Annotated in this window: 19 protein-coding genes; 12 read left to right on the top strand and 7 right to left on the bottom strand. The window is 71.6% G+C overall.

Going from position 1 to position 22648, the window contains the following annotated elements:
• Positions 1-239 precede the first annotated feature (239 nt).
• The 3 genes from tdh (at position 240) to AB0C75_RS27195 (ending at position 3464) form a co-directional block, all read left to right on the top strand.
• Positions 240-1268, top strand: a complete 1029-nt coding sequence (tdh, locus tag AB0C75_RS27205) for an L-threonine 3-dehydrogenase (protein WP_362894346.1) — start codon at positions 240-242, stop codon at positions 1266-1268.
• A 65-nt stretch (positions 1269-1333) separates the two neighbouring features.
• Positions 1334-2527, top strand: a complete 1194-nt coding sequence (locus AB0C75_RS27200; protein ID WP_362894345.1) for a glycine C-acetyltransferase — start codon at positions 1334-1336, stop codon at positions 2525-2527.
• 31 nt (positions 2528-2558) lie between these two features.
• On the top strand, positions 2559-3464 hold the full coding sequence (locus tag AB0C75_RS27195; protein ID WP_362894344.1) for a LysR family transcriptional regulator: 906 nt from the start codon (positions 2559-2561) through the stop codon (positions 3462-3464).
• Positions 3465-3480: 16 nt separating this feature from the next.
• On the opposite strand, the gene AB0C75_RS27190 is transcribed toward AB0C75_RS27195, so the two are convergent.
• Positions 3481-3867 carry a VOC family protein gene (locus tag AB0C75_RS27190; protein WP_362894343.1) on the bottom strand — a complete coding sequence of 129 codons (387 nt, stop codon included), beginning with the start codon at positions 3865-3867 and terminating at the stop codon, positions 3481-3483.
• Positions 3868-3952: 85 nt separating this feature from the next.
• Between AB0C75_RS27190 and AB0C75_RS27185 the strand changes: the two genes are divergently transcribed.
• Both AB0C75_RS27185 and AB0C75_RS27180 read left to right on the top strand, forming a co-directional pair.
• Positions 3953-4579 (top strand): nucleoside/nucleotide kinase family protein, encoded by a 627-nt coding sequence (locus AB0C75_RS27185; RefSeq protein ID WP_362894342.1) that lies wholly within the window; start codon positions 3953-3955, stop codon positions 4577-4579.
• A 93-nt stretch (positions 4580-4672) separates the two neighbouring features.
• Positions 4673-5803 carry an aminopeptidase P family protein gene (locus AB0C75_RS27180; RefSeq protein WP_362894341.1) on the top strand — a complete coding sequence of 377 codons (1131 nt, stop codon included), beginning with the start codon at positions 4673-4675 and terminating at the stop codon, positions 5801-5803.
• 22 nt (positions 5804-5825) lie between these two features.
• On the opposite strand, the gene treZ is transcribed toward AB0C75_RS27180, so the two are convergent.
• Positions 5826-7586, bottom strand: coding sequence for a malto-oligosyltrehalose trehalohydrolase (treZ, locus tag AB0C75_RS27175; RefSeq protein ID WP_362894340.1), 1761 nt, complete (start codon positions 7584-7586; stop codon positions 5826-5828).
• A 189-nt stretch (positions 7587-7775) separates the two neighbouring features.
• Here treZ and AB0C75_RS27170 point away from each other — a divergent pair, with 189 nt between their 5' ends.
• Positions 7776-9170 (top strand): GH1 family beta-glucosidase, encoded by a 1395-nt coding sequence (locus tag AB0C75_RS27170; protein WP_362894339.1) that lies wholly within the window; start codon positions 7776-7778, stop codon positions 9168-9170.
• Positions 9171-9186: 16 nt separating this feature from the next.
• Here AB0C75_RS27170 and AB0C75_RS27165 read toward each other — a convergent pair whose 3' ends face one another.
• Positions 9187-10146 (bottom strand): GNAT family N-acetyltransferase, encoded by a 960-nt coding sequence (locus AB0C75_RS27165; protein ID WP_362894338.1) that lies wholly within the window; start codon positions 10144-10146, stop codon positions 9187-9189.
• A 166-nt stretch (positions 10147-10312) separates the two neighbouring features.
• Between AB0C75_RS27165 and AB0C75_RS27160 the strand changes: the two genes are divergently transcribed.
• Entirely contained in the window at positions 10313-10882 is a 570-nt protein-coding gene (locus tag AB0C75_RS27160) for a DUF1707 and FHA domain-containing protein (RefSeq protein WP_362894337.1), read from the top strand.
• Positions 10883-10884: 2 nt separating this feature from the next.
• On the opposite strand, the gene treY is transcribed toward AB0C75_RS27160, so the two are convergent.
• Both treY and glgX read right to left on the bottom strand, forming a co-directional pair.
• Positions 10885-13272, bottom strand: coding sequence for a malto-oligosyltrehalose synthase (treY, locus tag AB0C75_RS27155; RefSeq protein WP_362894336.1), 2388 nt, complete (start codon positions 13270-13272; stop codon positions 10885-10887).
• 122 nt (positions 13273-13394) lie between these two features.
• Complete coding sequence (glgX, locus tag AB0C75_RS27150) at positions 13395-15551, bottom strand: glycogen debranching protein GlgX (protein ID WP_362894335.1); 2157 nt, start codon at positions 15549-15551, stop codon at positions 13395-13397.
• 379 nt (positions 15552-15930) lie between these two features.
• Between glgX and AB0C75_RS27145 the strand changes: the two genes are divergently transcribed.
• On the top strand, positions 15931-17163 hold the full coding sequence (locus AB0C75_RS27145; RefSeq protein ID WP_362894334.1) for an SAV2148 family HEPN domain-containing protein: 1233 nt from the start codon (positions 15931-15933) through the stop codon (positions 17161-17163).
• A gap of 78 nt (positions 17164-17241) precedes the next feature.
• Positions 17242-17955 (top strand): 3'-5' exonuclease, encoded by a 714-nt coding sequence (locus tag AB0C75_RS27140; RefSeq protein WP_362894333.1) that lies wholly within the window; start codon positions 17242-17244, stop codon positions 17953-17955.
• Positions 17956-18002: 47 nt separating this feature from the next.
• Here the strand turns inward: AB0C75_RS27140 and AB0C75_RS27135 are convergent, their stop codons facing one another.
• Together AB0C75_RS27135 and AB0C75_RS27130 are read right to left on the bottom strand one after the other, a co-directional pair.
• A complete protein-coding gene (locus AB0C75_RS27135) occupies positions 18003-18356 on the bottom strand; it encodes a DUF4333 domain-containing protein (protein ID WP_362894332.1) in 354 nt (117 codons plus the stop codon).
• A gap of 130 nt (positions 18357-18486) precedes the next feature.
• On the bottom strand, positions 18487-19353 hold the full coding sequence (locus AB0C75_RS27130; protein ID WP_362894331.1) for an aminoglycoside phosphotransferase family protein: 867 nt from the start codon (positions 19351-19353) through the stop codon (positions 18487-18489).
• A gap of 124 nt (positions 19354-19477) precedes the next feature.
• On the opposite strand from AB0C75_RS27130, the gene AB0C75_RS27125 reads away from it, so the two are divergent.
• From AB0C75_RS27125 to AB0C75_RS27115, 3 genes are read left to right on the top strand one after another with little or no spacing between them, the layout of a single operon-like run.
• Complete coding sequence (locus tag AB0C75_RS27125; protein ID WP_362894330.1) at positions 19478-20440, top strand: sugar ABC transporter permease; 963 nt, start codon at positions 19478-19480, stop codon at positions 20438-20440.
• A complete protein-coding gene (locus AB0C75_RS27120; RefSeq protein WP_362894329.1) occupies positions 20437-21276 on the top strand; it encodes a carbohydrate ABC transporter permease in 840 nt (279 codons plus the stop codon). The genes AB0C75_RS27125 and AB0C75_RS27120 overlap by 4 nt, the downstream gene beginning before the upstream one ends.
• Complete coding sequence (locus AB0C75_RS27115; RefSeq protein ID WP_362894328.1) at positions 21276-22574, top strand: sugar ABC transporter substrate-binding protein; 1299 nt, start codon at positions 21276-21278, stop codon at positions 22572-22574. Before AB0C75_RS27120 ends, AB0C75_RS27115 begins: the two co-directional genes overlap by 1 nt.
• The last annotated feature ends 74 nt before the right edge of the window (positions 22575-22648 follow it).

Below are 22648 nucleotides of genomic sequence, written 5' to 3'. Positions count from 1 at the left end.
AGGCGTGAAGCGCAGCTGCGGCGCCGCTTAAGAAATCCTCGATGGACCTGCGGCACCGGTGTGCGGCAGGGTCTGTGTGACGGCAGCGAGCGAGGCGTCACCGGCGGGACCGGTGGGCAGACGCACGCGTCCGCCCCGCTCCGTCCGCCGTCACCCCCACACACCCCGGGCCACGGGCCGCCTTCGGCATGCCCACGGCCGGGATGTCCGCCAGGTACCAGGTACAGGGAGCCGCAGCTGTGAAGGCACTCGTGAAGCACAAGGCCGAGCCGGGACTGTGGCTGATGGACGTGCCGGAGCCGGAGACCGGCCCCGGGGACGTGCTGATCAAGGTGCTGCGCACCGGGATCTGCGGCACCGACCTGCACATCCGCGACTACGACGGCTGGGCACAGCAGGCCGTGCGCACCCCGCTCGTCCTGGGCCACGAGTTCGTCGGCGAGGTCGCCGGGATCGGCGCCGACGTCGTCGACATCAAGGTCGGCGACCTGGTCAGCGGTGAGGGCCACCTGGTCTGCGGGAAGTGCCGCAACTGTCTCGCCGGACGCCGGCATCTGTGCCGCTCCACCCTCGGCCTCGGGGTCGGCCGCGACGGGGCGTTCGCCGAATACCTGGCGCTGCCCGCGTCGAACGTCTGGGTGCACCGGGACAAGGTCGACCTCGACGTCGCAGCGATCTTCGACCCGTTCGGCAACGCCGTGCACACGGCGCTGTCCTTCCCGCTGGTCGGCGAGGACGTCCTGATCACCGGCGCGGGCCCGATCGGCATCATGGCCGCCGCCGTCGCCCGGCACGCGGGCGCCCGCAACGTCGTCATCACCGATGTCAGCGAGGCCCGCCTGGACCTGGCCAGGAAGGTCGGGGTGAACCTCGCGCTGAACGTCGGCGCAGCGACCGTCGCCGACGGCCAGCGCCTGCTCGGGCTGCGGGAGGGCTTCGACATCGGCCTGGAGATGTCCGGACGCCCCGAGGCCATGCGGGACATGATCGCGAACATGACGCACGGCGGCCGGATCGCGATGCTCGGACTGCCGTCCGCCGAATTCCCCGTCGACTGGTCCCGGGTCGTCACCTCGATGCTCACGATCAAGGGCATCTACGGCCGCGAGATGTACGAGACCTGGTACGCCATGTCCGTGCTCCTGGAGGGCGGGCTCGACCTCGCCCCGGTGATCACCGGCCGGTACGGCTACCGCGACTTCGAAGCCGCGTTCGACGACGCCGCGAGCGGTCTCGGCGGCAAGGTCCTGCTCGACTGGGCCGTCTGAAGCTCCCCGTACGCACGCAGTCCGCACCCGCAGTCCGCACCCGCAACCACCTGGGAGGCACCCCCATGTTCGACTCCGTACGCGATGACCTGCGCCTCGCCCTCGACGAGATCCGCGACGCCGGACTCCAGAAGCCCGAGCGGGTGATCGGCACGCCGCAGTCCGCCACCGTCGCCGTCACCTCCGGGGGCCGGGCCGGCGAGGTGCTCAACTTCTGTGCCAACAACTACCTGGGTCTCGCCGACCACCCCGAGGTCGTCGCCGCCGCCCACGAGGCCCTGGACCGCTGGGGCTACGGAATGGCCTCCGTCCGCTTCATCTGCGGCACCCAGGAGGTCCACAAGGAGCTGGAGCAGCGGCTCTCCGCCTTCCTCGGGCAGGAGGACACGGTCCTCTACTCCTCCTGCTTCGACGCCAACGGCGGGGTCTTCGAGACCCTCCTCGGCCCCGAGGACGCGGTGATCTCCGACGCCCTCAACCACGCATCCATCATCGACGGCATCCGCCTCTCGAAGGCGAAGCGCCACCGCTACGCCAACCGCGACATGGCCGACCTGGAGCAGCAGCTCAAGGAGGCGTCCGGCGCCCGCCGCCGGCTCGTCGTCACCGACGGCGTCTTCTCCATGGACGGCTACGTCGCCCCGCTGGCCGAGATCTGCGACCTCGCCGACCGCTACGACGCCATGGTCATGGTCGACGACTCGCACGCCGTCGGCTTCGTCGGCCCCGGCGGCCGGGGAACCCCCGAACTGCACGGGGTCATGGACCGCGTCGACATCATCACCGGCACGCTCGGCAAGGCGCTGGGCGGCGCGTCCGGCGGTTATGTCGCCGCGCGCGCGGAGATCGTCGCGCTGCTGCGCCAGCGCTCGCGCCCGTACCTCTTCTCCAACTCGCTCGCCCCGGTCATCGCCGCCGCCTCCCTCAAGGTCATCGACCTGCTGGAGTCCGCCGGCGACCTGCGCGAGCGGCTCGACGCCAACACCGCGCTCTTCCGCTCCCGGATGACCGATGAGGGCTTCGACATCCTGCCCGGCGACCACGCCATCGCACCCGTGATGATCGGGGACGCGGCCAAGGCGGCCCGGATGGCCGAACTGCTCCTGGAACGCGGGGTGTACGTGATCGGGTTCTCCTACCCCGTCGTCCCGCAGGGCGCGGCGCGCATCCGCGTGCAGCTCTCCGCCGCCCACTCCACCGAGGACGTCGGCCGCGCCGTGGACGCGTTCGTCGACGCACGGGCCGCCCTGGAAGCGTAGAACCGTCTCACCATCTGGGACAATGGGGCGCATGATCGATGCACGACGGCTGCGTATCCTCCGTGCGGTGGCCGACCACCGCACGGTGACCGCCGCGGCCGCCGCGCTGTACCTGACGCCCTCCGCGGTCTCCCAGCAGCTGGCCGCCCTGGAGCAGGAGACCGGCCACCGGCTCGTCGAGCGCGGGGCGAGGGGCGCCAGGCTCACGGTGGCCGGGGAGATCCTGCTGACCCACGCCAACGCGGTCCTGGCCCAGCTGGAGCGGGCGGAGGCCGAGCTCGCCGACTACAGCGCGGGTGTCGCGGGGACGGTCACGGTCGCGGCGTTCGCCACCGGGATCGGGCTCGTCCTCGCCCCCGCCATCGCCGAGCTCACCCGCACCGCCCCCGGTATCCGGGTCCGGGTGCAGGACGCCGAGGGCGACGCGAGCGTGCCGATGGTGCTGGACCGCCAGGCCGATGTGGCGGTCGCCGTCGAATACCGGGGCGCGCCCGGTGACGACGACCGGCGGCTGACCCGGGTGCCGCTGTACTCCGAGCCCTTCGACGCGGTGCTGCCGGTCGGCCACCACCTCGCGGACCAGGGCCAGGTGGCCGTCGCCGATCTCGCCAAGGACACCTGGATCGGCCCCTACCCCGGCAACCCCTGCCATGACGTGGTGGTCCTGGCGTGCGAGTACGCCGGCTTCGAGCCCCTGCTCGAACACTCCTCGGACGACTTCCACGCCGTCGTCGCCCTGGCGGGCGCCGGCGCCGGGGTGGCCCTGGTGCCCCGCTCGGCACTGCGCGGCACGGAGCTGGGCCGGGTCGTCGTACGCCCGGTGGAGGGCGCGGCCCCGACCCGACGGGTCTTCGCCGCTGTGCGGCAGGGAGCCGAGGGACACCCCCTGATCAAGCCGGTCCTGGAAGCGCTGCACGCGGCGGCGGGACCCGTGTGACGCGCCGGGCCGGTGCTCATGCGGGTTGCAGCAGGTCCCACCGGTTGCCGTAGAGGTCCTCGAACACCGCGACCGTGCCGTACGTTTCGTGCCTCGGCTCTTCGAGGAATCGGACGCCTGCGGCGCGCATCCGCCGGTGATCACCGGCGAAGTCCTCCGTGTGCAGGAAGAATCCGACCCGGCCGCCCGTCTGCGCCCCGACGCTCGTCAGCTGGGACTCCTCCTTGGCGCGTGCCAGCAGCAGCCCTGTGCTCGTGGTGCCCACCGGCCGCACGACCACCCAACGCGAGCCGTCGCCCCGGTCCGTGTCCTCCACCAGCTCGAACCCGAGGGCACCGGTGTAGAACGCGAGGGCCTCGTCGTAGTCGCGGACGACCAGCGTGACCAGGGCGATGTGGGGCATGGAGATCCTCGTCCTCGATGTACGGATGCGGAGGTTATACGTAACGCTAACGCGCTCCGCGCAGTCTCCGGGGACAATGTCCGCCATGGACATGAGCGACCTCGCCGCGCTGACGGACCGCGCCCGCAGCCTCGCCGCCGGAGGTGAGCGGCGGATCCTGGGCATCGCGGGGGCGCCCGGTGCGGGGAAGTCCACGCTGGCCGCCCGGATCGTCGAACGGCTCGAAGGCCGCGCCGTCCTCGTCCCGATGGACGGCTTCCACCTGGCCGGGGCCGAGCTGGAACGTCTCGGGCGGGCCGGCCGCAAGGGCGCCCCCGACACCTTCGACGCCGCCGGGTACGCGGCCCTGCTCCGGCGGCTGCGCCACCCCGAAGGCCCGGAACCGGTGTACGCGCCCGCCTTCGACCGGGCGCTGGAGGAGCCCGTCGCCGGGTCCGTGCGCGTCGCCCCGGACATCCCGCTCGTCGTGACCGAGGGCAACTACCTGTTGCTGGACGAGGGGCCCTGGGCGCCGGTGCGCGCGCTGCTGGACGAGGTGTGGTTCCTGGACGTGGATCAGGGGCTGCGGGTGCGCGGGCTCGTGGACCGGCATGTGCGCTTCGGCAAGACCCGCCCGCACGCCGAGAGCTGGGTCGCCGGCTCCGACGAGCGCAACGCCCGGCTGGTCGAGCTTCACCGCGACCGCGCCGACCTCGTCGTGCGGCTTCGCTGAGCCGGAGGCGGCGCGCCCGTAATCCTGCTCGCGTCCGGCCGGGCGTACGGGCAGGATGCTGTGTGCCGCGTCGCCCCGCCAGGAGGTTGTCCCATGCCCAGCACCGACCAGCCCGTGCCCTTCACCGCCGATGACTACCGGGCCAGGATGATCCGCGCGGCCGAGTCTGCCGACGCCGCGGGCCTGGCCGGTGTCCTCGTGGCGCCGGGCCCCGACCTCGTCCATCTCACCGGATACCGGCCGACCGCCGACACCGAGCGCCTCACCCTGCTCGTCCTGCGGGCCGGCCAGGACCCCGTCCTCGTCGTCCCCGCCCTGGAGGCGGCCGACGCGGAACGCGCGCCGGGTTCCGCAGCCCTGACCCTGCGGGACTGGACCGACGCCGCCAACCCCTACACCCTGACCGCGGGACTGCTCGACGCCAAGGGCCGGTTCGGGATCAGCGACAACGCCTGGGCGCTGCACCTGCTGGCCCTGCACAAGCTCCTCCCCGACACCTCCTACGCCTCGCTCACCGAGGCCCTGCCCATGCTGCGCGCCGTCAAGGACGCGGCCGAGCTGGAGCGGCTCGCCGCGGCGGGGGCCGCGGCCGACGCGACGTACGAGCGGATCCTGAAGGTGCGCTTCTCCGGCCGCCAGGAGCGCGAGGTGGCAGCGGACCTGGCCGCGCTCCTCACCGAACACGGCCACTCCCAGGTCGACTTCACCGTCGTGGGATCCGGCCCCAACGGCGCCAACCCGCACCATGAGGCGGGTGAGCGCACCATCGAGGACGGCGACATGGTGGTCCTGGACTTCGGCGGCCTGAAGCACGGCTACGGCTCCGACACCTCCCGTACGGTCCATGTCGGCGAACCCACCGCCGAGGAGCAGCGGGTCCACGACGTCGTACGCGAGGCGCAGGAGGCCGGCTGCCGCGCCGTGCGGCCGGGTGCGGCCTGCCAGGAGATCGACCGGGCGGCCCGCGCCGTCATCACCGAATTCGGCTACGGCGAACGCTTCATCCACCGCACGGGCCACGGCATCGGCGTCACCACCCATGAACCGCCCTACATGATCGAGGGCGAGGGGCAGCCGCTGGTCCCCGGGATGTGCTTCTCCGTGGAGCCCGGCATCTATCTCCCGGGCCGTTTCGGCGTCCGTATCGAGGACATCGTCACGGTCACCGAGAGCGGCGGCAGGCGGCTGAACACCACGGCGCGCGAGCTGGCGGTCGTCGAGTAGGACGCGCGGACACGGGCGCTGATCAGTCGTCGGCCAGTACGACGCACGACTCGGGCGGCAGACGGAGCACGCCGTCCGCGCCGGGCGCCGTGACCGGCTCCCACGCGGCCAGGACCCTTCCACCGCCCTTACGGTGCCGGCCGGCTCCCAGCGGGACGGCGGCCGGTTCCCCGGACAGGTTCACCACGATCCGCAGATCGCCCCGCCGGCAGGCGATCCAGCGGGCCTCCTCGTCGTACGCCGTCCGCACCGACGCCAGATCCGGGTCGGAGAGGTCGGCCATGGCGTGGCGCAGCGCGATCAGCTCGCGGTACCAGGCGAGCAGCCTGGCGTGCGGCTCTCGCTCAGGTTCGCTCCAGTCGAGACAGGAGCGGGCCCTGGTGTCCGGGTCCTGCGGATCGGGCACGTCCTCCTCGGCCCAGCCGTGCGCCGCGAACTCCCGCCGTCTGCCGTCGCGTACGGCGCGGGCGAGCTCCGGGTCGGTGTGGTCGGTGAAGAACTGCCACGGGGTGCGGGCCCCCCACTCCTCGCCCATGAAGAGCATCGGCGTGAACGGCCCGGTGAGCACGAGCGCCGCGACGCACGCCTGAAGCCCGGGGGAGAGCCCGGCAGCCAGCCGGTCACCGAGGGCGCGGTTGCCGATCTGGTCATGGGTCTGGGCGTAGCCGACGAAACGGTGGGCGGGCGTCCGGGCGGTGTCCACGGGGCGCCCGTGGGTGCGGCCCCGGAAGCTGGAGTACGTACCGTCGTGGAAGAACGCCCTGGTCATCGTCTTGGCGAGGGCGGCCAACGGGGCCGCGGCGAAGTCGGCGTAGTAGCCCTGGGCCTCGCCGGTGAGCGCCGTGTGCAGGGCGTGGTGGAAGTCGTCGTTCCACTGGGCGCCAAGACCGATGCCGCCCTCCGAGCGCGGAGTGGTCGTCCCCGGGTCGCAGAGATCGGACTCCGCGATCAGCCCGAGCGGCCTGCCGAGCTCCGACGCGAGGGCGTCGACGGCGGTGGACAGCTCCTCCAGGAAGGTGAACGCCCTGCCGTCGGCCAGGGCGTGGACGGCGTCCAGGCGCAGTCCGTCCAGGCGGTAGTCCCGCAGCCAGGCGAGCGCACTGCCCAACAGATAGGCGCGCACCTCGTCGGAGCCCGGCGCGTCGAGATTGACGGCCGAACCCCAGGGGGTGTGGTGCGTGTCCGTGAAGTACGGGCCGAAGGCCGGGAGGTGGTTGCCCGATGGCCCCAGATGGTTGTGGACCACGTCCAGGACGACCGCGAGCCCCAGACCGTGCGCCGTGTCGACAAAGTGCTTCAGTCCCTCCGGGCCGCCGTACGGCTCGTGCACCGCCCAGAAGGACACTCCTTCGTACCCCCAGCCGTGGGTTCCCGGGAACGGGCAGACGGGCATCAGCTCCACATGCGTGACACCGAGCTCCACGAGGTGGCCGAGCCGTCCGGCGGCGGCGGCGAAGGTGCCCTCCGGGGTGAACGTGCCGATGTGCAGCTCGTACAGGACGGCGCCCGGCAGCCCCCGCCCGGCCCAGACGGTGCGCCAGGCGTAGGCGTCCTGGTCGACGACCGCGCTCTCGCCGTCGGGTCCGTCCGGCTGGCGGCGGGAGCGCGGATCGGGCAGCACGGGGCCGTCGTCGAGCGAGAAGCCGTAACGGTCCCCGTCCGCGGCCTCGGCCTCCGCGGTCCACCAGCCCGCGCGCAGCGGGTCGCGCTCCATCGGCAGACGGGCGCCCGCCGTACACAGCACCGCCGACCCGGCCCCGGGGGCCCACACCTCGAACTGCATTCAGCACTCCTCGTCCATGAACCCGGTTCCCAGGTCCCCTTCCGGCCTCCGGACACTGGAGCGGGCCCGCACCCGGCGATTAGGGTCTGGTCCTGATCATTGCCCTACCGGGTTCTGCTCATACGCGGCGAGCCCGGCCTGATCCAAACGAGAGACCCCGGGTCCCTCTTACGGCTGCTGGAGGCCGCGATGTCCGTTCCGACCTTCCCACCCGGCTTCCTGTGGGGAGCCTCAGCCTCCGCCTTCCAAACGGAAGGGGCCTTCGACACCGACGGCAAGGGGCTATCCGGCTGGGACGCCTTCGCCGCACAGCCCGGCCGGATCAAGGACGGCACCGACACCACACGCGGCACCGGCTTCCACGAGCGCTACCGCGAGGACGTGGCCCTGCTCGCCGGACTCGGCGCCGACGCCTTCCGCTTCTCCATCAGCTGGCCCCGGGTCGTCCCCGGCGGCAGCGGCGCGCTCAACCCCGCGGGCCTTGACTTCTACGACCGGCTCGTCGACGAACTCTGTGCCCGCGGCATCACCCCCGCCCCGACGCTCTACCACTGGGACACCCCGCTCCCGCTGGACGAGGAGGGCGGCTGGCTCAACCGGGACACCGCCTACCGCTTCGCCGAGTACGCGGGCATCGTCGCCGAACGCCTCGCCGACCGGGTCCCCATGTGGATCACCATCAACGAACCGGCCGAGGTCACGATGCTCGGCTACGCCCTCGGCGAGCACGCCCCCGGCCACACGCTCCTCTTCGACGCCCTGCCGGCCGCCCACCACCAGCTGCTCGCACATGGACTGGCCGTACGGGCACTGCGCGCGGCAGGCGCGGAGAACATCGGCATCGCGCTCTCGCACACCCCCGTCTGGACGGCGGGGGACTCCGACGAGGACCGCGCGGGCGCGGAGATCTACGACACCCTGACCAACTGGCTGTTCGCCGACCCGGTCCTCACCGGCCGCTATCCCGACGAGGGGTTCGCCGCGCTGATGCCAGGGCCCGTCGAGGACGACCTCAAGGTCATCTCCACACCCCTGGACTGGTACGGCGTCAACTACTACAACCCGACCCTCGTCGGCGCCCCCACGCCCGAAGCGCTCGGCTCCTTCTCGGGCTACCCGATGCCGGCCGGGCTCCCCTTCGGCATCAGGGAGATCGAGGGCTACGACACCACCGACTTCGGCTGGCCCGTCGTGCCGCAGGGGCTCGCCGAGACGCTCGGCGGGCTGCTGGACCGCTTCGGCGACCGGCTGCCGCCCGTCTACATCACGGAGAACGGCTGCGCGGTCGACGAGCCCGTCGCCGACGGCCGCCGCATCGCCTTCCTGGAAGGGCACCTGGAGGCGCTGCGCACGGCGATCGACGCGGGCGTGGACGTACGCGGCTACTTCACCTGGTCACTGACCGACAACGTCGAGTGGACCGAGGGCGCCAGCAAGAGGTTCGGCCTGGTCCACATCGACTACGAGACGCTGGAGCGCACCCCCAAGGAGTCCTACGCCTGGTACCGCGACGTGATCCGCGCCCAGCGCACGGGCGGTACGGCCGGGTCCGCGCTCACACCGGGTGAACGCGCCTCCGGGTGAACGCGTGTCGTGCGCTCTACGGCTGGTCCCACACCATGTCGAACGACCGCTCGAAATTGACGTAGCCCAGGCGCTCGAAGGACTTCGCCATCGGGACGTTGCCGAGGTCGGTCGCCGCCCTGATGCGATCCACGTCCTGCGCGGCGAGCACCCGGGTGCCCTCGGCCAGGATGTCGTCGATGTAGCCGTGTCCCCGGTGCGCCGGCAGCACCCCGATGTAGGCGATCATCGGGTGGTAGTTGTTGCGCGCCGGGATGACGAAGCCCACCGGCTCGCCACTCGGCAGCTCGGCGACCCGCCACCAGTCCTGCGGCGTCGCGAGGCCGGCGAACTCCTCGTCGTACTGCTTCTCCGCGGCCTCACGGGCACTCAGCCCGGACGCCAGGTCCTCCTGGCCGTGCGCGTCCAGGGTGCCCTCCATCACCGGGGCCATCAGCGCCACGAGGTCCTCGCGTCCGGTGACCCCACGGAACACCAGCCGGCCCGCGTCCTCGGGCACCGGCGTGCCCGCCCGCCACTCAAGGCGCAGCCGCTCCACGAGCATCCGGGCGCCGCTCGCCTCCATGACCCGGATGCGGGCCTCCACGACATCGCGCGCCGCGGGGTCATCGTGCCAGTCGGGTGGGATGTACCGGCCGTACTCGGGCCGTGCGGCCCCGGCGGGCACGACCGCGGCGGTCGCCTTCTCCACCAGCTCCAGGCCGATCGTGCCGCGCTCCGGCTCCGGCAGGGTGTCGTCCAGGTCGAAGAAGTCCAGGAGCCGGGGATCGCCGCCGTCCTGGCCCGTCCACCAGGAGAGCCGGCCCACGACGCGGTCGCCGCGCAGGGCCACCCACATCCACTCGGGGCGGCGACGGCCCGTGGCGAGGTCGTCGGCGAGCTCGTGGTCGAGCACATAGGAAAGGCGCTGGAAGAGACCGAGTTCATCCGCTCCGGTGAGCGGACGGATGGTCAGTTCCGGTGGTGCAGGGGTCACAAAGTCTCCTGGGCGTGTGAAAGCCGCGTCCGGTGAGGGCGGCGCGCGACGATAACAAGGCCCGCACGGCCCCCGCGCGGTATTTGTTCACAGCCGCCCTGGTCAGGGAGGCCGGAAACAGGCCTCGTCTGGACACCCCGGGCCTCTCGGCCCGACAATCGGTGCTGTGACGTCCTCCTTCGAGTCCTACACGCATCCCGCGCGGCTCTCGGACGCCGAGCGCGACCGTGTACTCGGTGTGCTCAGAGACGGCGCCGCACAGGGAAAGCTCTCCCACGACACCTTCCTCCGGCGCATGGAACTGGCCCTCACCGCCCGGCGCTCCGATGACCTCAAGGCACTCACCTCGGACCTGGAGCCGGGCGGCGGGCGCTGGTCCCGCGGCCTGTTCCGCGCGGTGGGCGAGGTCTCGGCCTTTCCGGCCAGGCTGCGCAGGGCGTGGCAGTCCGAGCGGCTGCCCAAGCTCCTGCTGCCGATGCCGGGACCGCACCCGCTGCGCATCGGCCGCGACCCGGGCAACGGACTCCGGCTCAGCCACGAGACGGTGTCGCGGCTGCACGCCGAACTGACCGCGCACGGCAGCCGGTGGATCCTGCGTGACCTGGGCTCGACGAACGGCACGTGCGTCAACGGCCAGCGGGTCGTCGGCGCGGTCGCGGTGAGCGACGGCGACCAGGTGAGCTTCGGGCGGGTGGCCTTCCGGCTCACCGCGTCCCTGCCCGTGCCCCCGGCCTGAGCTCAGCGTCCTGGGGCCCTCGCCAGCAGCGCCACCGGCCGGTCCGCGAAGAGCCGGGCCACGGGGACCGCGGGCCCTGTGAACTCCCGGCCCCCCGACAGCAGATCGCTCCACGGGCCCTCGTCGGGCAGCGTCAGCTCCGTGTCGCGCCAGCCGCCCTCCTCGTCGAGCCGGAGCGACAGCCGGGTCACCGCCGTGACCACATCGCCTGACCGGCAGAACGCCAGACAGTGCGCGGCCCCGGGGCCCCGTGCAGGCAGCGGGGCGTAGGTGCCCGACTCGCCGAAGACCTCCGGGCGCTCCCGGCGCAGGCGCAGCGCGGCCGTGGTCAGCGCGGCCTTCTCGTCGCGGTCTCCCGAGGGCACGTCGAACGGCCGCCGGTTGTCCGGGTCGACCAGGGCGATGTACTCCCGCTCCGTGCCCTGGTACAGATCGGGTACACCGGGCATCGTCAGATGCACCAGCGCCGCACCGAGCACATTGGCCCGCGCGAAGGGGGCGAGCGTGTCAGCGAACCTGGTCATCATCGACCTGGCCTCGCCCGCGTCGCTGCCGGGGCCCGCCGCCACGAAGTCGGTCACCGCCCGCTCGTACGCGGGATCAGGCTCGGTCCAGCTGGTGAACAGGCCCGCCTCGCGCACCGACTTCAGCAGGGCGGGCTCCAGCCGGCCCGCCATCTCACCGGCGCCGAGGCCCGCGCAGCCGTACGCCGACTGCCAGGCGCCCCAGGCCAGCTGGGGGTCGGGGGCCGGCACCGACACGGCCCTGGACAGCCGCGCCACCAGCGCTGACCACTGCTCGGGGCACTCGGAGAGGACCGCGATCCGGGCGCGTACGTCCCCGCTGCGCTTGGTGTCGTGCGTGGTCAGCACCGTGCCGGTCGCCGGCCAGTCCCGCGCGATCCGGGCGCAGAAGGCGTGGAACTCCTCCGGGCTCACCGCGGGACGGCCCGGGTCGCCGCCCACCTCGGTCGCCGAGATCAGCGGGACGTAACGGTAGAACGCCGTGTCCTCCACCGACTTGGCGTGCAGCGCCGACGCGGTCTGCGCGAACCTGGCGCAGAACGCCGTGTGCTCAGGCCCGTCGCCGAGCCTGCCCAGTGCCAGATCCCGCACCACATCGACGGCGTCCGCCTCCTGGGAGACCGCGAACACCGCCCTGGCGTCCCGCACCGCCTCGGCCGGCAGCGTCGACTCGGCGATCTCCGTGAGCGGGCCGCCCGCGGTCACGTACGGCCGGTAGACCGGCACCCGCACCAGCAGTTCGCGCACCGCCGTGTGCAGCGCCCACGGCGCGTGGTCGCGCAGTGCGGGATCGCCCGCGCACGCCTCGACGGCGAGACGGGTCAGCCACTCCGTCTCGGCGGCCAGCTCATGGGTGACCACCCGGTACGCCGCACGGCGCACGGTCGCGGTCCAGTAGCCGCCGCGGTCACCCGGGGGCCCCGCGAAGTCCCGGTAGCGGCCGAGCAGGTCGGCCGCGCCCATCGGGTCGGTGAACAGCCCGTCGATCCGGTGCAGGGCGTCGTACCCGGTCGTCCCCGCGACCGCCCAGCCGGCCGGCAGGGCCTCGGACCCGGTGAGGATCTTCTCCACCACTGTCCACCGCCCGCCGGAGGCGTCGCCGAGCCGCCCGAGATACGCGGCGGGGTCGGCCAGCCCGTCCGGGTGGTCGATGCGCAGCCCGTCGACGACCCCGTCGCTGACCAGTTCGAGAATCTTGCCGTGGGTGGCGGCGAAGACCTCGGGGTGCTCCACCCGGACACCGATCAGCTCGGAGATCGTGAAGAACCGCCGGTAGTTCAGCTCCGTCCTGGCCAGCCGCCACCAGGCGAGCCGGTAGTGCTGGGCGGCCAGCAGCTCAGGCAGCGGGAGGCCGGCCGTGCCATCGCGCAGGGGGAACTCCAGGTCGCCGTAGCGGAGCACGGGCGTGCCGTCGTCCCGCGTGCCCGGCTCGATGCCGGCGATCTCCTGGCCGAAGCGCCCGGCCAGCACGGGCAGCAGCACCTTCCCGCCGCCCGCCGCCCAGTCGATGTCGAACCAGCGGGCGTACGGGGAGTCCGGGCCCTCGCGCAGCACCTCCCACAGCGGCAGGTTGTACCGGGGCGCCGCGGCCATGTGGTTCGGCACGATGTCCAGGATCAGCCCGAGGCCATGGGCGCGTGCCGTGCCGGCCAGCGCCCGCAGCCCCTGCTCACCGCCGAACTCGGCCCGCACCGTGCTGTGGTCGACGACGTCGTAGCCGTGCCCCGAGCCGGGCACGGCCTCCAGGACGGGAGACAGATGCAGATGGGAGACGCCGAGCTCGGCGAGGTACGGCACGGCGTCCGCGGCGGCGGCGAACGGGAAGTCCGGTTGGAGCTGCAGCCGGTACGTGGCGGTGGGCGTCATGGATTCGTACGTACCCAGCCGGCCGCCTCTCTCCCATCTTCCGCGTCACCGGGCACCGGCCTGGCGGCGCCCGCCCGGCGCCGGTCACCCCATCGGCCTACACCAGGGCCCGCACGGGGGGCCTACGCCGGACGCTTGAGGACCGTCAGGCTCCGCCCGACGAGCGTCACCCGCTCGCCCGCCGACACCTTGGGTCCTGCCCCCGGCGGCACCCCGTCCGGGATGGCCGTGTCCACGACCACCTGCCACTGCTTGCCGTGGTTCATGGGGACGGCGAAGTCCAGTGTCTCGGCGCTCGCGTTGAACATGAGGAGGAAGGAGTCGTCGGAGATCCGCTCACCGCGCGGCCCCGGCTCGGAGATCGCGTGGCCGTTGAGGAAGACCGTCATGGCCTTGGCGTGTGCGGCCTGCCAGTCCCGCTGGGTCATCTCGTCGCCCCTGGGGGTGAACCAGGCGATGTCGGACAGCTCGTCGTGCGTGCCCTCCACCGGACGGCCGTGGAAGAAGCGTCGGCGGCGGAACACCGGGTGGTCGCGGCGCAGCCAGACCATGGACCGGGTGAACTCCAGCAGGCTGGTGTCCGTGGAGCCGCCGTCCTCCTCGCCGTCCTCGGCGCGCGAGGCGGCGGCCGGGTCGGGCCAGTGGACCCAGGAGAGCTCGTTGTCCTGGCAGTAGCCGTTGTTGTTGCCCCGCTGCGTCCGGGCGAACTCGTCGCCGTGGCTCAGCATGGGCACGCCCTGGGAGAGCATCAGCGTGGCGATGAAGTTGCGCATCTGCCGGCTGCGCAGCTCCAGGACCTCCTTGTCCTCGGTCTCGCCCTCCGCCCCGCAGTTCCACGAGCGGTTGTGGCTCTCGCCGTCCCGGTTTCCCTCGCCGTTGGCGTCGTTGCGCTTGTCGTTGTACGAGACCAGGTCGTGCAGCGTGAAACCGTCGTGGCAGGTGGTGAAGTTGATGGAGGCCAGCGGGCGTCTGCCGTCGTCCTGGTAGAGGTCGGACGAGCCCGTGAGGCGCCCGGCGAACTCCGCGAGCGTCCGGGGCTCGCCCCGCCACAGATCCCGCACGGTGTCCCGGTACTTGCCGTTCCACTCGGTCCACAGCGGCGGGAAGTTCCCCACCTGATAGCCGCCCTCGCCCACGTCCCACGGCTCGGCGATCAGCTTCACCTGGCTGACCACGGGGTCCTGCTGCACCAGGTCGAAGAAGGAGGACAGCCGGTCCACCTCGTGGAACTGGCGCGCGAGTGTCGCGGCCAGATCGAAACGGAAACCGTCCACATGCATCTCGGTCACCCAGTACCGCAGGGAGTCCATGATCAGCTGGAGGACGTGCGGGGACCGCATCAGCAGGGAGTTCCCCGTGCCGGTGGTGTCCATGTAGTACTTCTGGTCGTCGGCCAGCCGGTAGTACGAGGCGTTGTCGAGGCCCCGGAAGGAGAGCGTCGGACCGAGGTGGTTGCCCTCGGCGGTGTGGTTGTAGACCACGTCGAGGATCACCTCGATGCCCGCCTGGTGCAGCGCCTTCACCGCCTGCTTGAACTCCAGCACCTGCTCACCGCGGTCGCCCCAGGAGGCGTAGGCGTTGTGCGGGGCGAAGAAACCGATGGTGTTGTAGCCCCAGTAGTTGGCCAGGCCCGCGTCGGCGAGCCGGTGGTCCTGGACGAACTGGTGCACCGGCATCAGCTCGATCGCGGTGACGCCCAGCTCTGTCAGATGCGCGATGATCTCGGGGTGCGCGAGGCCCGCGTAGGTGCCGCGCAGCTCCTCGGGCAGGCCCGGGTGAAGCATCGTCAGGCCCTTCACATGGGCCTCGTAGATCACCGTGCGGTGGTAGTCGGTGCGCGGGCGGCGGTCGTCACCCCAGTCGAAGTACGGATTGACCACCACCGAGCTCATCGTGTGCGGCGCCGAGTCGAGGTCGTTGCGCTCGTCCGGCTTGCCGAACGGGTAGCCGTACACCGCCTCGCCCCACTGGATCTTCCCCGAGATCGCACGTGCGTACGGATCGAGGAGCAGCTTCGCCGAATTGCAGCGCTGCCCGTGCTGCGGTTCGTACGGTCCGTGCACCCGGAAGCCGTAGCGCTGGCCCGGCATCACTCCGGGCAGATAGGCGTGACGGACGAAGGCGTCGGTCTCGCGGAGCTCCACCGCCGTTTCTGAACCGTCGTCGTGCAGAAGGCACAACTCGATCCGGTCGGCGGCCTCCGAGAAGACCGCGAAGTTGGTTCCGGCGCCGTCGTACGTGGCGCCGAGAGGATACGCGTGTCCCGGCCAGACCTGCATAGATAGGACTCTTCCACTTCTGATCCGGGTGCTGGGGGGTTTCGCCCCGATACTCCCCGAAAGACGGTCCTGTACCTAGTACGTCGACCGGTGCGGCCGGGTCCCGTCGCATGATCGCGCCGGGCCGGTCAACCCGGTGCACCTCCGTGTCGCCCGGACAGGGGGTCCGGGTCGCCCGGCGGCCCCTCGGCCCTGCGTACGGCGTGCGAAGGGGTGCACAATCACTATGAACCATCTCACTCCACCCGATCTCGCCGCATGGAACAAGCCTGTGGATCACGGGAGTTGAGTGAGGAGCCTGTGCATCCGGCTGCACCGGCTCCCGCTCCCGGAGTACCCTTCCTTGATCGTTGATGGGGGAGCGGAAGGCGGTGCGCGGGTGAGCTCGGGAGGGTTCGAGCTGCCCCCAGGTGACGCGGGTCACGAGGGGGAATCGACCGATGCCCCGCCGGGGGCTGTCTCCCTCGCACAGCCCATGGAGATCGGTGCCGAGCTGGACTGGGGAGCGGACGCCTGGAACGAGGTGCGCACCCGGGCCCAGCGCGCCGGGCGGGCGTACATCTGGCTGAATCTGGTGGAACAGCGGCTGCGCGCCGTGGTCTCCGCCGTGATCCGGCCGATCTACGAGCCCGTGCACGGCGAGGACTGGGTGGTGGCCGCGGCGGGACCCGCCGGGCAGGAGTGGGTGCAGCGTGCCGTCGCGGTCCGGGAGGTCTCGCGCCGTAAGGGCTATCTGCTCGACCCGGCCGACGACAACGTCCTCAGCTTCCTCACGCTCCCGCAGCTGCGGGAGCTGATGGTCCAGCACTGGCCCTGCTTCGAGCCGTACTTCGACGACCGCCGCGAGGTGGAGCTCGCGCTGGACGAGCTGGAGGTGGCGCGCAACGTCGTCTCCCGCAACCGCGCGCTCAACGAGGCGGTCCTCGCCCAGGCCGAGCGGGCCTCGGGGCGGCTGCTGGAGATCCTCGGCAGTGGCGCCGCGGTCCCGTCAGCCGACCGGCTGCCGGTGGACGCCGTGGAGGAGCTGGTCGGCGACCGCTACGCCGATGTGGTCTCCGTCCACCCGGACCGGGTGCGGCTGCAGCGTCAGCTGCCCGCCGAGGACCTGTTCGGCGGAGCGCGCCGGCTGGACGCCATCGGCATCGGGCTCAATCTGCTCACACAGAACTTCTCGGGACGCCGGCTGGTCCGCCTCGCCGAGTCGGGCTGCCGGGTCAGGCTGCTGTTCCTCAATCCGGCCAGCAGCGCGGTCAAGCGCCGGGAGCGTGAACTGGGGCTCAAGAAGGGCGAGCTCAGCCGCTCCGTGGAGATGAACATCCTCCATATGCGCCGGGTCCGCTCCAAGCTCCGCGACCCGGGCGCCTTCCAGATCCATGTCTTCGACGAGACGCCGCGCTTCACGGCCTATCTGGTGGACGGCGACGGGCCCGACGCGGTCGGGGTCGTCCAGCCGTATCTGCGGCGCGCACGCGGCATGGAGGCGCCCGTGCTGGTGCTGCGGGGCGGCGGGCGTGCGGTGGTCAGGGCGGGGCAGGACAGCGAGCACGGACTCTTCGAGACGTACCGCGAGGAGTTCGAGTCGGTCTGGACGGACTCGAGGCCGGTTTCCTGACGCCTCTTCCGGCGTTGTCAGTGGGGCGTGCGAAGGTGGTCTTCACTTGGGGGAACGCACCACAGAAGGAGGTACGGGATGAGCTGGATCAGCGGACCGCTGCTGGCGTTCGACCTGGAGACCACGGGGACGGACGTCGAGACCGACCGTGTCGTGACGGCGGCGGTCGTCCGGCTCGAGGCCGACGGATCCGTGTCCCATGAGCGGACCTGGCTGCTGAATCCCGGTGTGGCCATACCCGAGCAGGCCTCCGCGATCCACGGCATCTCGACGGAACGCGCCCGTGAGCAGGGGGCGCCCGCCGCGTCCGCGATCGAGGAGATCGCGGACGCGGTCGCCGAGGGGCTGCGCTCGGGGACACCGCTGGTCGTGATGAACGCGCGCTACGACCTGTCGCTGCTCGACCGCGAGTGCAGGCGGTACGCGGTCGCGTCGGTCAGCGAGCGTCTGGGTGACGCGCCTTCGCCCGTCATCGACCCGCTGGTGATCGACAAGCACGTCGACAAGTACCGGAAGGGCAAGCGGGCCCTCCACGCACTGTGCGCCCACTACGGGGTGCCGCTGGAGGACGCGCACGACGCGCGGGCGGACGCCGTGGCCGCCGCCCGTGTGGTGCGGCGTATGGGGGAGGCGCATCAGCCCGTCGGGGTGATGCCGCTGGCCGACCTGCACGGTCTCCAGGTGCGCGCGGCGGCCGAGCAGTCGCTCTCCCTGCAGGCCTATCTGCGGCGCACCGCGGATCCGGCGGCCGTGGTCGAAGCGGCCTGGCCGCTCATCCCCCGGATGCGCTGACCGGGCCGCCGGTCGGCGCGACCGGGAGCGGGTCCGGACGCCCGGTGTCAGTTCGGGGCCGGGGTGGGGGTGTCGTCGGCCTTGATGTCGAAGTTGATCTGCTTGCCGTCGACCCCGGTGACGGTGACCGTGATGCCCAGGGTGCTGCCGTCCTTCGCGTTCAGTGTGCAACGCGTGGTGGTGTCCACCTTCCCGACGAGATCATCGGGGCAGGTGATGTCGGGCTTCGGCTGGTTCATGGTGCTGGCGAGCTTCTCGGCGACCGTGTCGGCCAGCTTGTCCGAAGCCATCTTCGGATCCGAGTTCCCGATGCTGACCGAGCCCGAGCAGCCTGCGAGCAGCACACCGGCGGCGAGGGCCGAAAGGCTCCACTTCGCCGCGTTCACGTGGGCTATGGGCATGGGGTACTCCAATTTTGAACGATCAACGGGGGCGGTGGGCCGGAGGCAGGTGCGCCGCCGTGCTCAGCTCAGGATCGTAGCGGCGAAACGGTGACTCCCTGCTCCAACTACGTAACAGCGGTGCAGCCGTTCAGAACGGATACCAGCGCACCTCGGGGTCGTCCTCGCGCAGTGATGCCACCCGGCGCCGGAATTCCGCCAGTGCCCCGGGATTCGCCGGGGCGTGCTGGGAGACCCAGGCGCAGCTCGCGGTCTCGCGGGCGCCGCGCAGCACCGCGCACCCGTCCCAGGTGCGTACGTCCCAGCCGTACGCCTCGGTGAACGCGTCGTAGGCCTCGGCGGGCAGCCCGTAGCGGTCGCGGGAGAGCGCGAGGACCACCAGGTCGTGCTCGCGCAGGTCGGCGGAGAAGGTCTCCAGGTCGACCAGCACCGGTCCGTCCGGGCCGACATGAACATTGCGGGGGAGCGCGTCGCCGTGGACGGGGCCGGGCGGCAGATGCGGGGCGAGGGCCGCCGCGGCCTTCGCGAAGCCGTCGCGCCGGCCGCGCAGATAGTCGGCGTCGGCGGGGTCGATGGCGTCGCCCGCGAGCCGCAGCCAGCGCTCGACCCCGCCGAGCAGCTCACGGCGCGGCAGCGTGAAGTCCTCCGGGGCGGGCAGCGCGTGCACCTGGGTGAGCAGTGGGGCCAGATCGCGCGGTTCGGACGGGCGCACGGCCTCGGGCAGCCGGTGCCACAGGGTCACGGGATGCCCCTCCACCAGGCGGGCCCGGGGTTCGGCGGCGCGCACGGCGGGTACACCCGATTCGGCCAGCCACCGGGCGACGGCCACCTCGCGCTCGGCCCGCTCCCGCAGCTCCGGGTGGTGCGCGGAGTCCCGGCCGACCTTGGCCACCAGGTCGCCGAAGCCGAACACCGCGTTCTCGCCCAGCGCGAGGAGCTTCGCGTCGGCGGGCAGTCCGGCGGCAGTCAGTACCTCGCGCGCACGCATCTCGTCCATGGCTCGATTTTCTCATCCTCGCAGGCCACCTTGACGGACGGGCGGCCCGTCAGCACGATGACGGGGGCCGCCCTGGCGGCCATACGGGGATGAAACCGATCCAAGGGGTAAAGGGGTCGAATTCATGACACTGGTGACCGCGATGACGCGGTCCGGGCGTAAGGGCCCAGACGCACAGGGCCCGCGGGGCGGGCGAGGTGGACGGGGTGAAGCCCGCCGGCGGGACGGCACCACCTGGTTCCTGGTGCTGCCCGCGCTGATCCCGATCCTGATCCTCAGCGTGGGCCCTCTGCTGTACGGCATCCTGCTGGCCTTCACCGACGCGCAGTCGGGCCGCACCCGTTCCACCCAGTGGGTCGGTGTCCTCAACTTCCAGGACCTGCTGCACGACTCCCTGTTCTGGGAGTCCTTCCGGATCGGCCTGCTGTGGGCGGTCGGGGTCACGGTCCCGCAGTTCCTGCTCGCCCTCGGCCTCGCCCTGCTGCTCAACGCGAACCTGCGGATGCGCTGGCTCGCCAGGGCGCTGGCGATCATTCCCTGGGCCATGCCCGAGGTCGTCGTCGGCATCATGTGGCGCCTGGTCTACAACCCGGACGCCGGCATCCTCAACGAGACCATCCGCGATCTCGGCCTCGGCGACGGCAGGGACTGGCTGACCGGACTCGCCACCGCGCTGCCCGCCGTGATCATCGTGGGCGTCTGGGCGGGGATGCCGCAGACCACCGTGGCGCTGCTGGCCGGCCTCCAGAACACCCCGCACGAACTCCACGAGGCGGCCGCCCTCGACGGAGCCGGGGCCTGGCGCCGCTTCCGTACGGTCACCTGGCCGGCCATCCGGCCGGTGGCCCTGGCGATCAGCGCCCTCAACTTCATCTGGAACTTCAACTCCTTCGCCCTGGTCTACGTCCTGACCAACGGCGGACCCGGCGGCCGCACCAGGCTGCCCATGCTCTTCGCCTACGAAGAGGCCTTCCGCTACGGACAGTTCGGCTACGCCGCCGCGATGGGATGTGTGATGGTCGCCGTCATCTCGGTGCTCCTCGCCCTCTATCTCGTCGGTCGTCTCAGGGGAGGCGAGGAGGCATGAGCCTTCGAACGGGCAGAACCGCGCGCGGCGGACAGTACGCCGCGCTCCTGTGCTACCTCGTCTTCCTGGCGTTCCCCTTCCTCTGGCTGATCTCCACGGCCTTCAAGCCGGCCCGTGAGCTCGGCTCGCTGCACCCCACCTGGATTCCCGAGAATCCGACGCTGGACAACTTCCGGCAGGCCTTCGACGAGCAGCCGCTGCTGCGGGCCGCGGCCAATTCGCTCACCGCGGCGCTCTGCGCCGCCCTGATCGCCGTCGTCATCGCCACACCCATGGCCTATGTGATGGCCCGCCACCGGGGACGGCTGGCCACGGCCGCCACCGGATGGGTCGTGGTCAGCCAGGCGTTCCCCTTCGTCCTGGTGATCATTCCGCTGTTCCTGGTCCTGAAGTACCTGCACCTGATCAACTCGTTGTGGGGGCTGACCCTGGTGTACGTCGTCTGGTCGCTCCCCTTCGCACTCTGGATGCTGGCCGGATACGTGCGAGCGGTGCCGGCCGAGCTGGAGGAGGCCGCCGCCGTCGACGGGGCCGGGAAGGTACGGATCCTCGTGTCGGTCACCGCGCCGCTGCTGGCCCCGGGGATCGTCGCCACCGCCCTCTTCGCCTTCATCACCGCATGGAACGAGTTCTTCTTCGCACTCGTCCTGCTCAAGACACCGGAGAAGCAGACCTTGCCGGTCGTACTCACCCACTTCCTCGGCGCGGAGGGTGTAGCCGACCTGGGCCCGCTCGCCGCCGCCGCGTTCCTCGCCACCCTTCCCTCGCTCGTGCTCTTCGCCGTCATCCAGAAGCGCATCACCGGCGGTCTGACGGCCGGGGCGGTGAAGCACTGATGCGCCGCCGCCTGCCCGCGCTCGCCGCGGCGGCCACCGCGCTCGCCCTCGTGCTGGCCGGCTGCTCGGACCAGGGCGGCCGGGGCGCGGACGCGGACGGCACGATCCGGCTCAGCTTCCAGTCGCTGGCCTGGCAGAAGGAGTCCGTCGACGCCAACAAACAGCTCGTACGCGAGTGGAACGCCGCCCATCCGGACATTCAGGTGGACTACGTCCAGGGCAGCTGGGACAACGTCCACGACCAGCTGCTCACCTCCTTCGAGGGCGGTGAGGCGCCCGACATCATCCACGACGCGTCCGACGACCTCGCGGACTTCGCGTACGGCGGATACCTCGCCGATCTGCGGAGCCTGCTGCCGGACCGGCTGACCCGGGACATCCCGCAGCGGTCCTGGGAGGCCACCACCTTCGACGGCGGTGTCCACGGAGTCCCCTTCCTCCAGGAGCCCAGGGTCCTGATCGCGAACACGGAGATCCTCAGGTCATCGGGTGTCAGGATCCCGACCCCCGGGAAGCCATGGAGCTGGCCGGAATTCCGGCAGGTCACCGCCGAGCTGACGAAGAAGGGGACGTACGGGGTCGCCTGGCCGCTCAAGGAGCCGGTCTCCGTCACCCTCAATCTAGGCCTCTCCGCGGGCGGCCGGCTCTTCCACCGCGGCGCGGACGGCAAGGTGACCATCCGGTCGGGCGAGGGCGACCAGGTCATGCCCGACACGGTCAGGGACCAGGTCAACTCCGACCGGAGCGCGGCGCGTGGAGCCCTCGGGATGGGAGGCTCGGACACCCTCCCGGGATTCTTCGGCGGCAAGTACGCCATGGTCCCGCTGGGCTTCTCCTACCGCCAGCAGGTCGTCGAGCAGGCCCCGGAGGGCTTCGACTGGACGGTGCTGCCCATGCCGGCCGGCAGCGGGGGGCTCGCCCAGGGGGTCAGTCCGCAGACCCTCTCGGTCGCCGAGGACAGCCCGCACAAGAAGGAGGCCGCGCGGTTCATCGACTTCCTGCTGCGCCCCGCCAACATGGTCCGCCTCGCCAGGGGTGACTGGATGCTGCCGACCGGCACCGAGGCGCTGGCGGATCCCTCGCTGCACACCGAGGAGAACGGCTGGGCGACGGGCACCGCTCTCGCCGGGACGCTGCGGCCCGCCCCCGCACAGTCGGTGCGCGGCTACCCCGAGTGGAAGGACAAGGTCGCCACGCCCGCACTCCAGGAGTACTACAGCGGGGCCATCGGCACCGATGAGCTGGAGAGACGCCTGGTCGACGACGGGAACCGGGTACTGGCCCGCTACCAGCGCTGAGCGCGACGCGGCGGCGACCCGGGAGTCATCCGGGCGCCGACCCGTAAATCGCTGGGCGAGACGAACCGTCTCGT

This window comes from Streptomyces sp. NPDC048565 (assembly GCF_040650935.1).
In the GTDB taxonomy this organism is placed as follows: Bacteria; Actinomycetota; Actinomycetes; order Streptomycetales; family Streptomycetaceae; genus Streptomyces.
The sequence above is the reverse complement of the archived record's forward strand: the minus strand, read 5'-3'. Positions and strand labels throughout refer to the sequence as shown.

Coding starts and splice junctions, on each gene's coding strand:
- AB0C75_RS27125 (WP_362894330.1), top strand. CDS start 19,478: ATGACACTGGTGACCGCGATGACGCGGTCCGGGCGTAAGGGCCCAGAC.
- AB0C75_RS27200 (WP_362894345.1), top strand. CDS start 1,334: ATGTTCGACTCCGTACGCGATGACCTGCGCCTCGCCCTCGACGAGATC.
- AB0C75_RS27195 (WP_362894344.1), top strand. CDS start 2,559: ATGATCGATGCACGACGGCTGCGTATCCTCCGTGCGGTGGCCGACCAC.
- AB0C75_RS27135 (WP_362894332.1), bottom strand. CDS start 18,356: ATGCCCATAGCCCACGTGAACGCGGCGAAGTGGAGCCTTTCGGCCCTC.
- AB0C75_RS27190 (WP_362894343.1), bottom strand. CDS start 3,867: ATGCCCCACATCGCCCTGGTCACGCTGGTCGTCCGCGACTACGACGAG.
- AB0C75_RS27120 (WP_362894329.1), top strand. CDS start 20,437: ATGAGCCTTCGAACGGGCAGAACCGCGCGCGGCGGACAGTACGCCGCG.
- AB0C75_RS27115 (WP_362894328.1), top strand. CDS start 21,276: ATGCGCCGCCGCCTGCCCGCGCTCGCCGCGGCGGCCACCGCGCTCGCC.
- AB0C75_RS27180 (WP_362894341.1), top strand. CDS start 4,673: ATGCCCAGCACCGACCAGCCCGTGCCCTTCACCGCCGATGACTACCGG.
- treZ (WP_362894340.1), bottom strand. CDS start 7,586: ATGCAGTTCGAGGTGTGGGCCCCCGGGGCCGGGTCGGCGGTGCTGTGT.
- AB0C75_RS27140 (WP_362894333.1), top strand. CDS start 17,242: ATGAGCTGGATCAGCGGACCGCTGCTGGCGTTCGACCTGGAGACCACG.
- glgX (WP_362894335.1), bottom strand. CDS start 15,551: ATGCAGGTCTGGCCGGGACACGCGTATCCTCTCGGCGCCACGTACGAC.
- AB0C75_RS27170 (WP_362894339.1), top strand. CDS start 7,776: ATGTCCGTTCCGACCTTCCCACCCGGCTTCCTGTGGGGAGCCTCAGCC.
- treY (WP_362894336.1), bottom strand. CDS start 13,272: ATGACGCCCACCGCCACGTACCGGCTGCAGCTCCAACCGGACTTCCCG.
- AB0C75_RS27185 (WP_362894342.1), top strand. CDS start 3,953: ATGGACATGAGCGACCTCGCCGCGCTGACGGACCGCGCCCGCAGCCTC.
- AB0C75_RS27130 (WP_362894331.1), bottom strand. CDS start 19,353: ATGGACGAGATGCGTGCGCGCGAGGTACTGACTGCCGCCGGACTGCCC.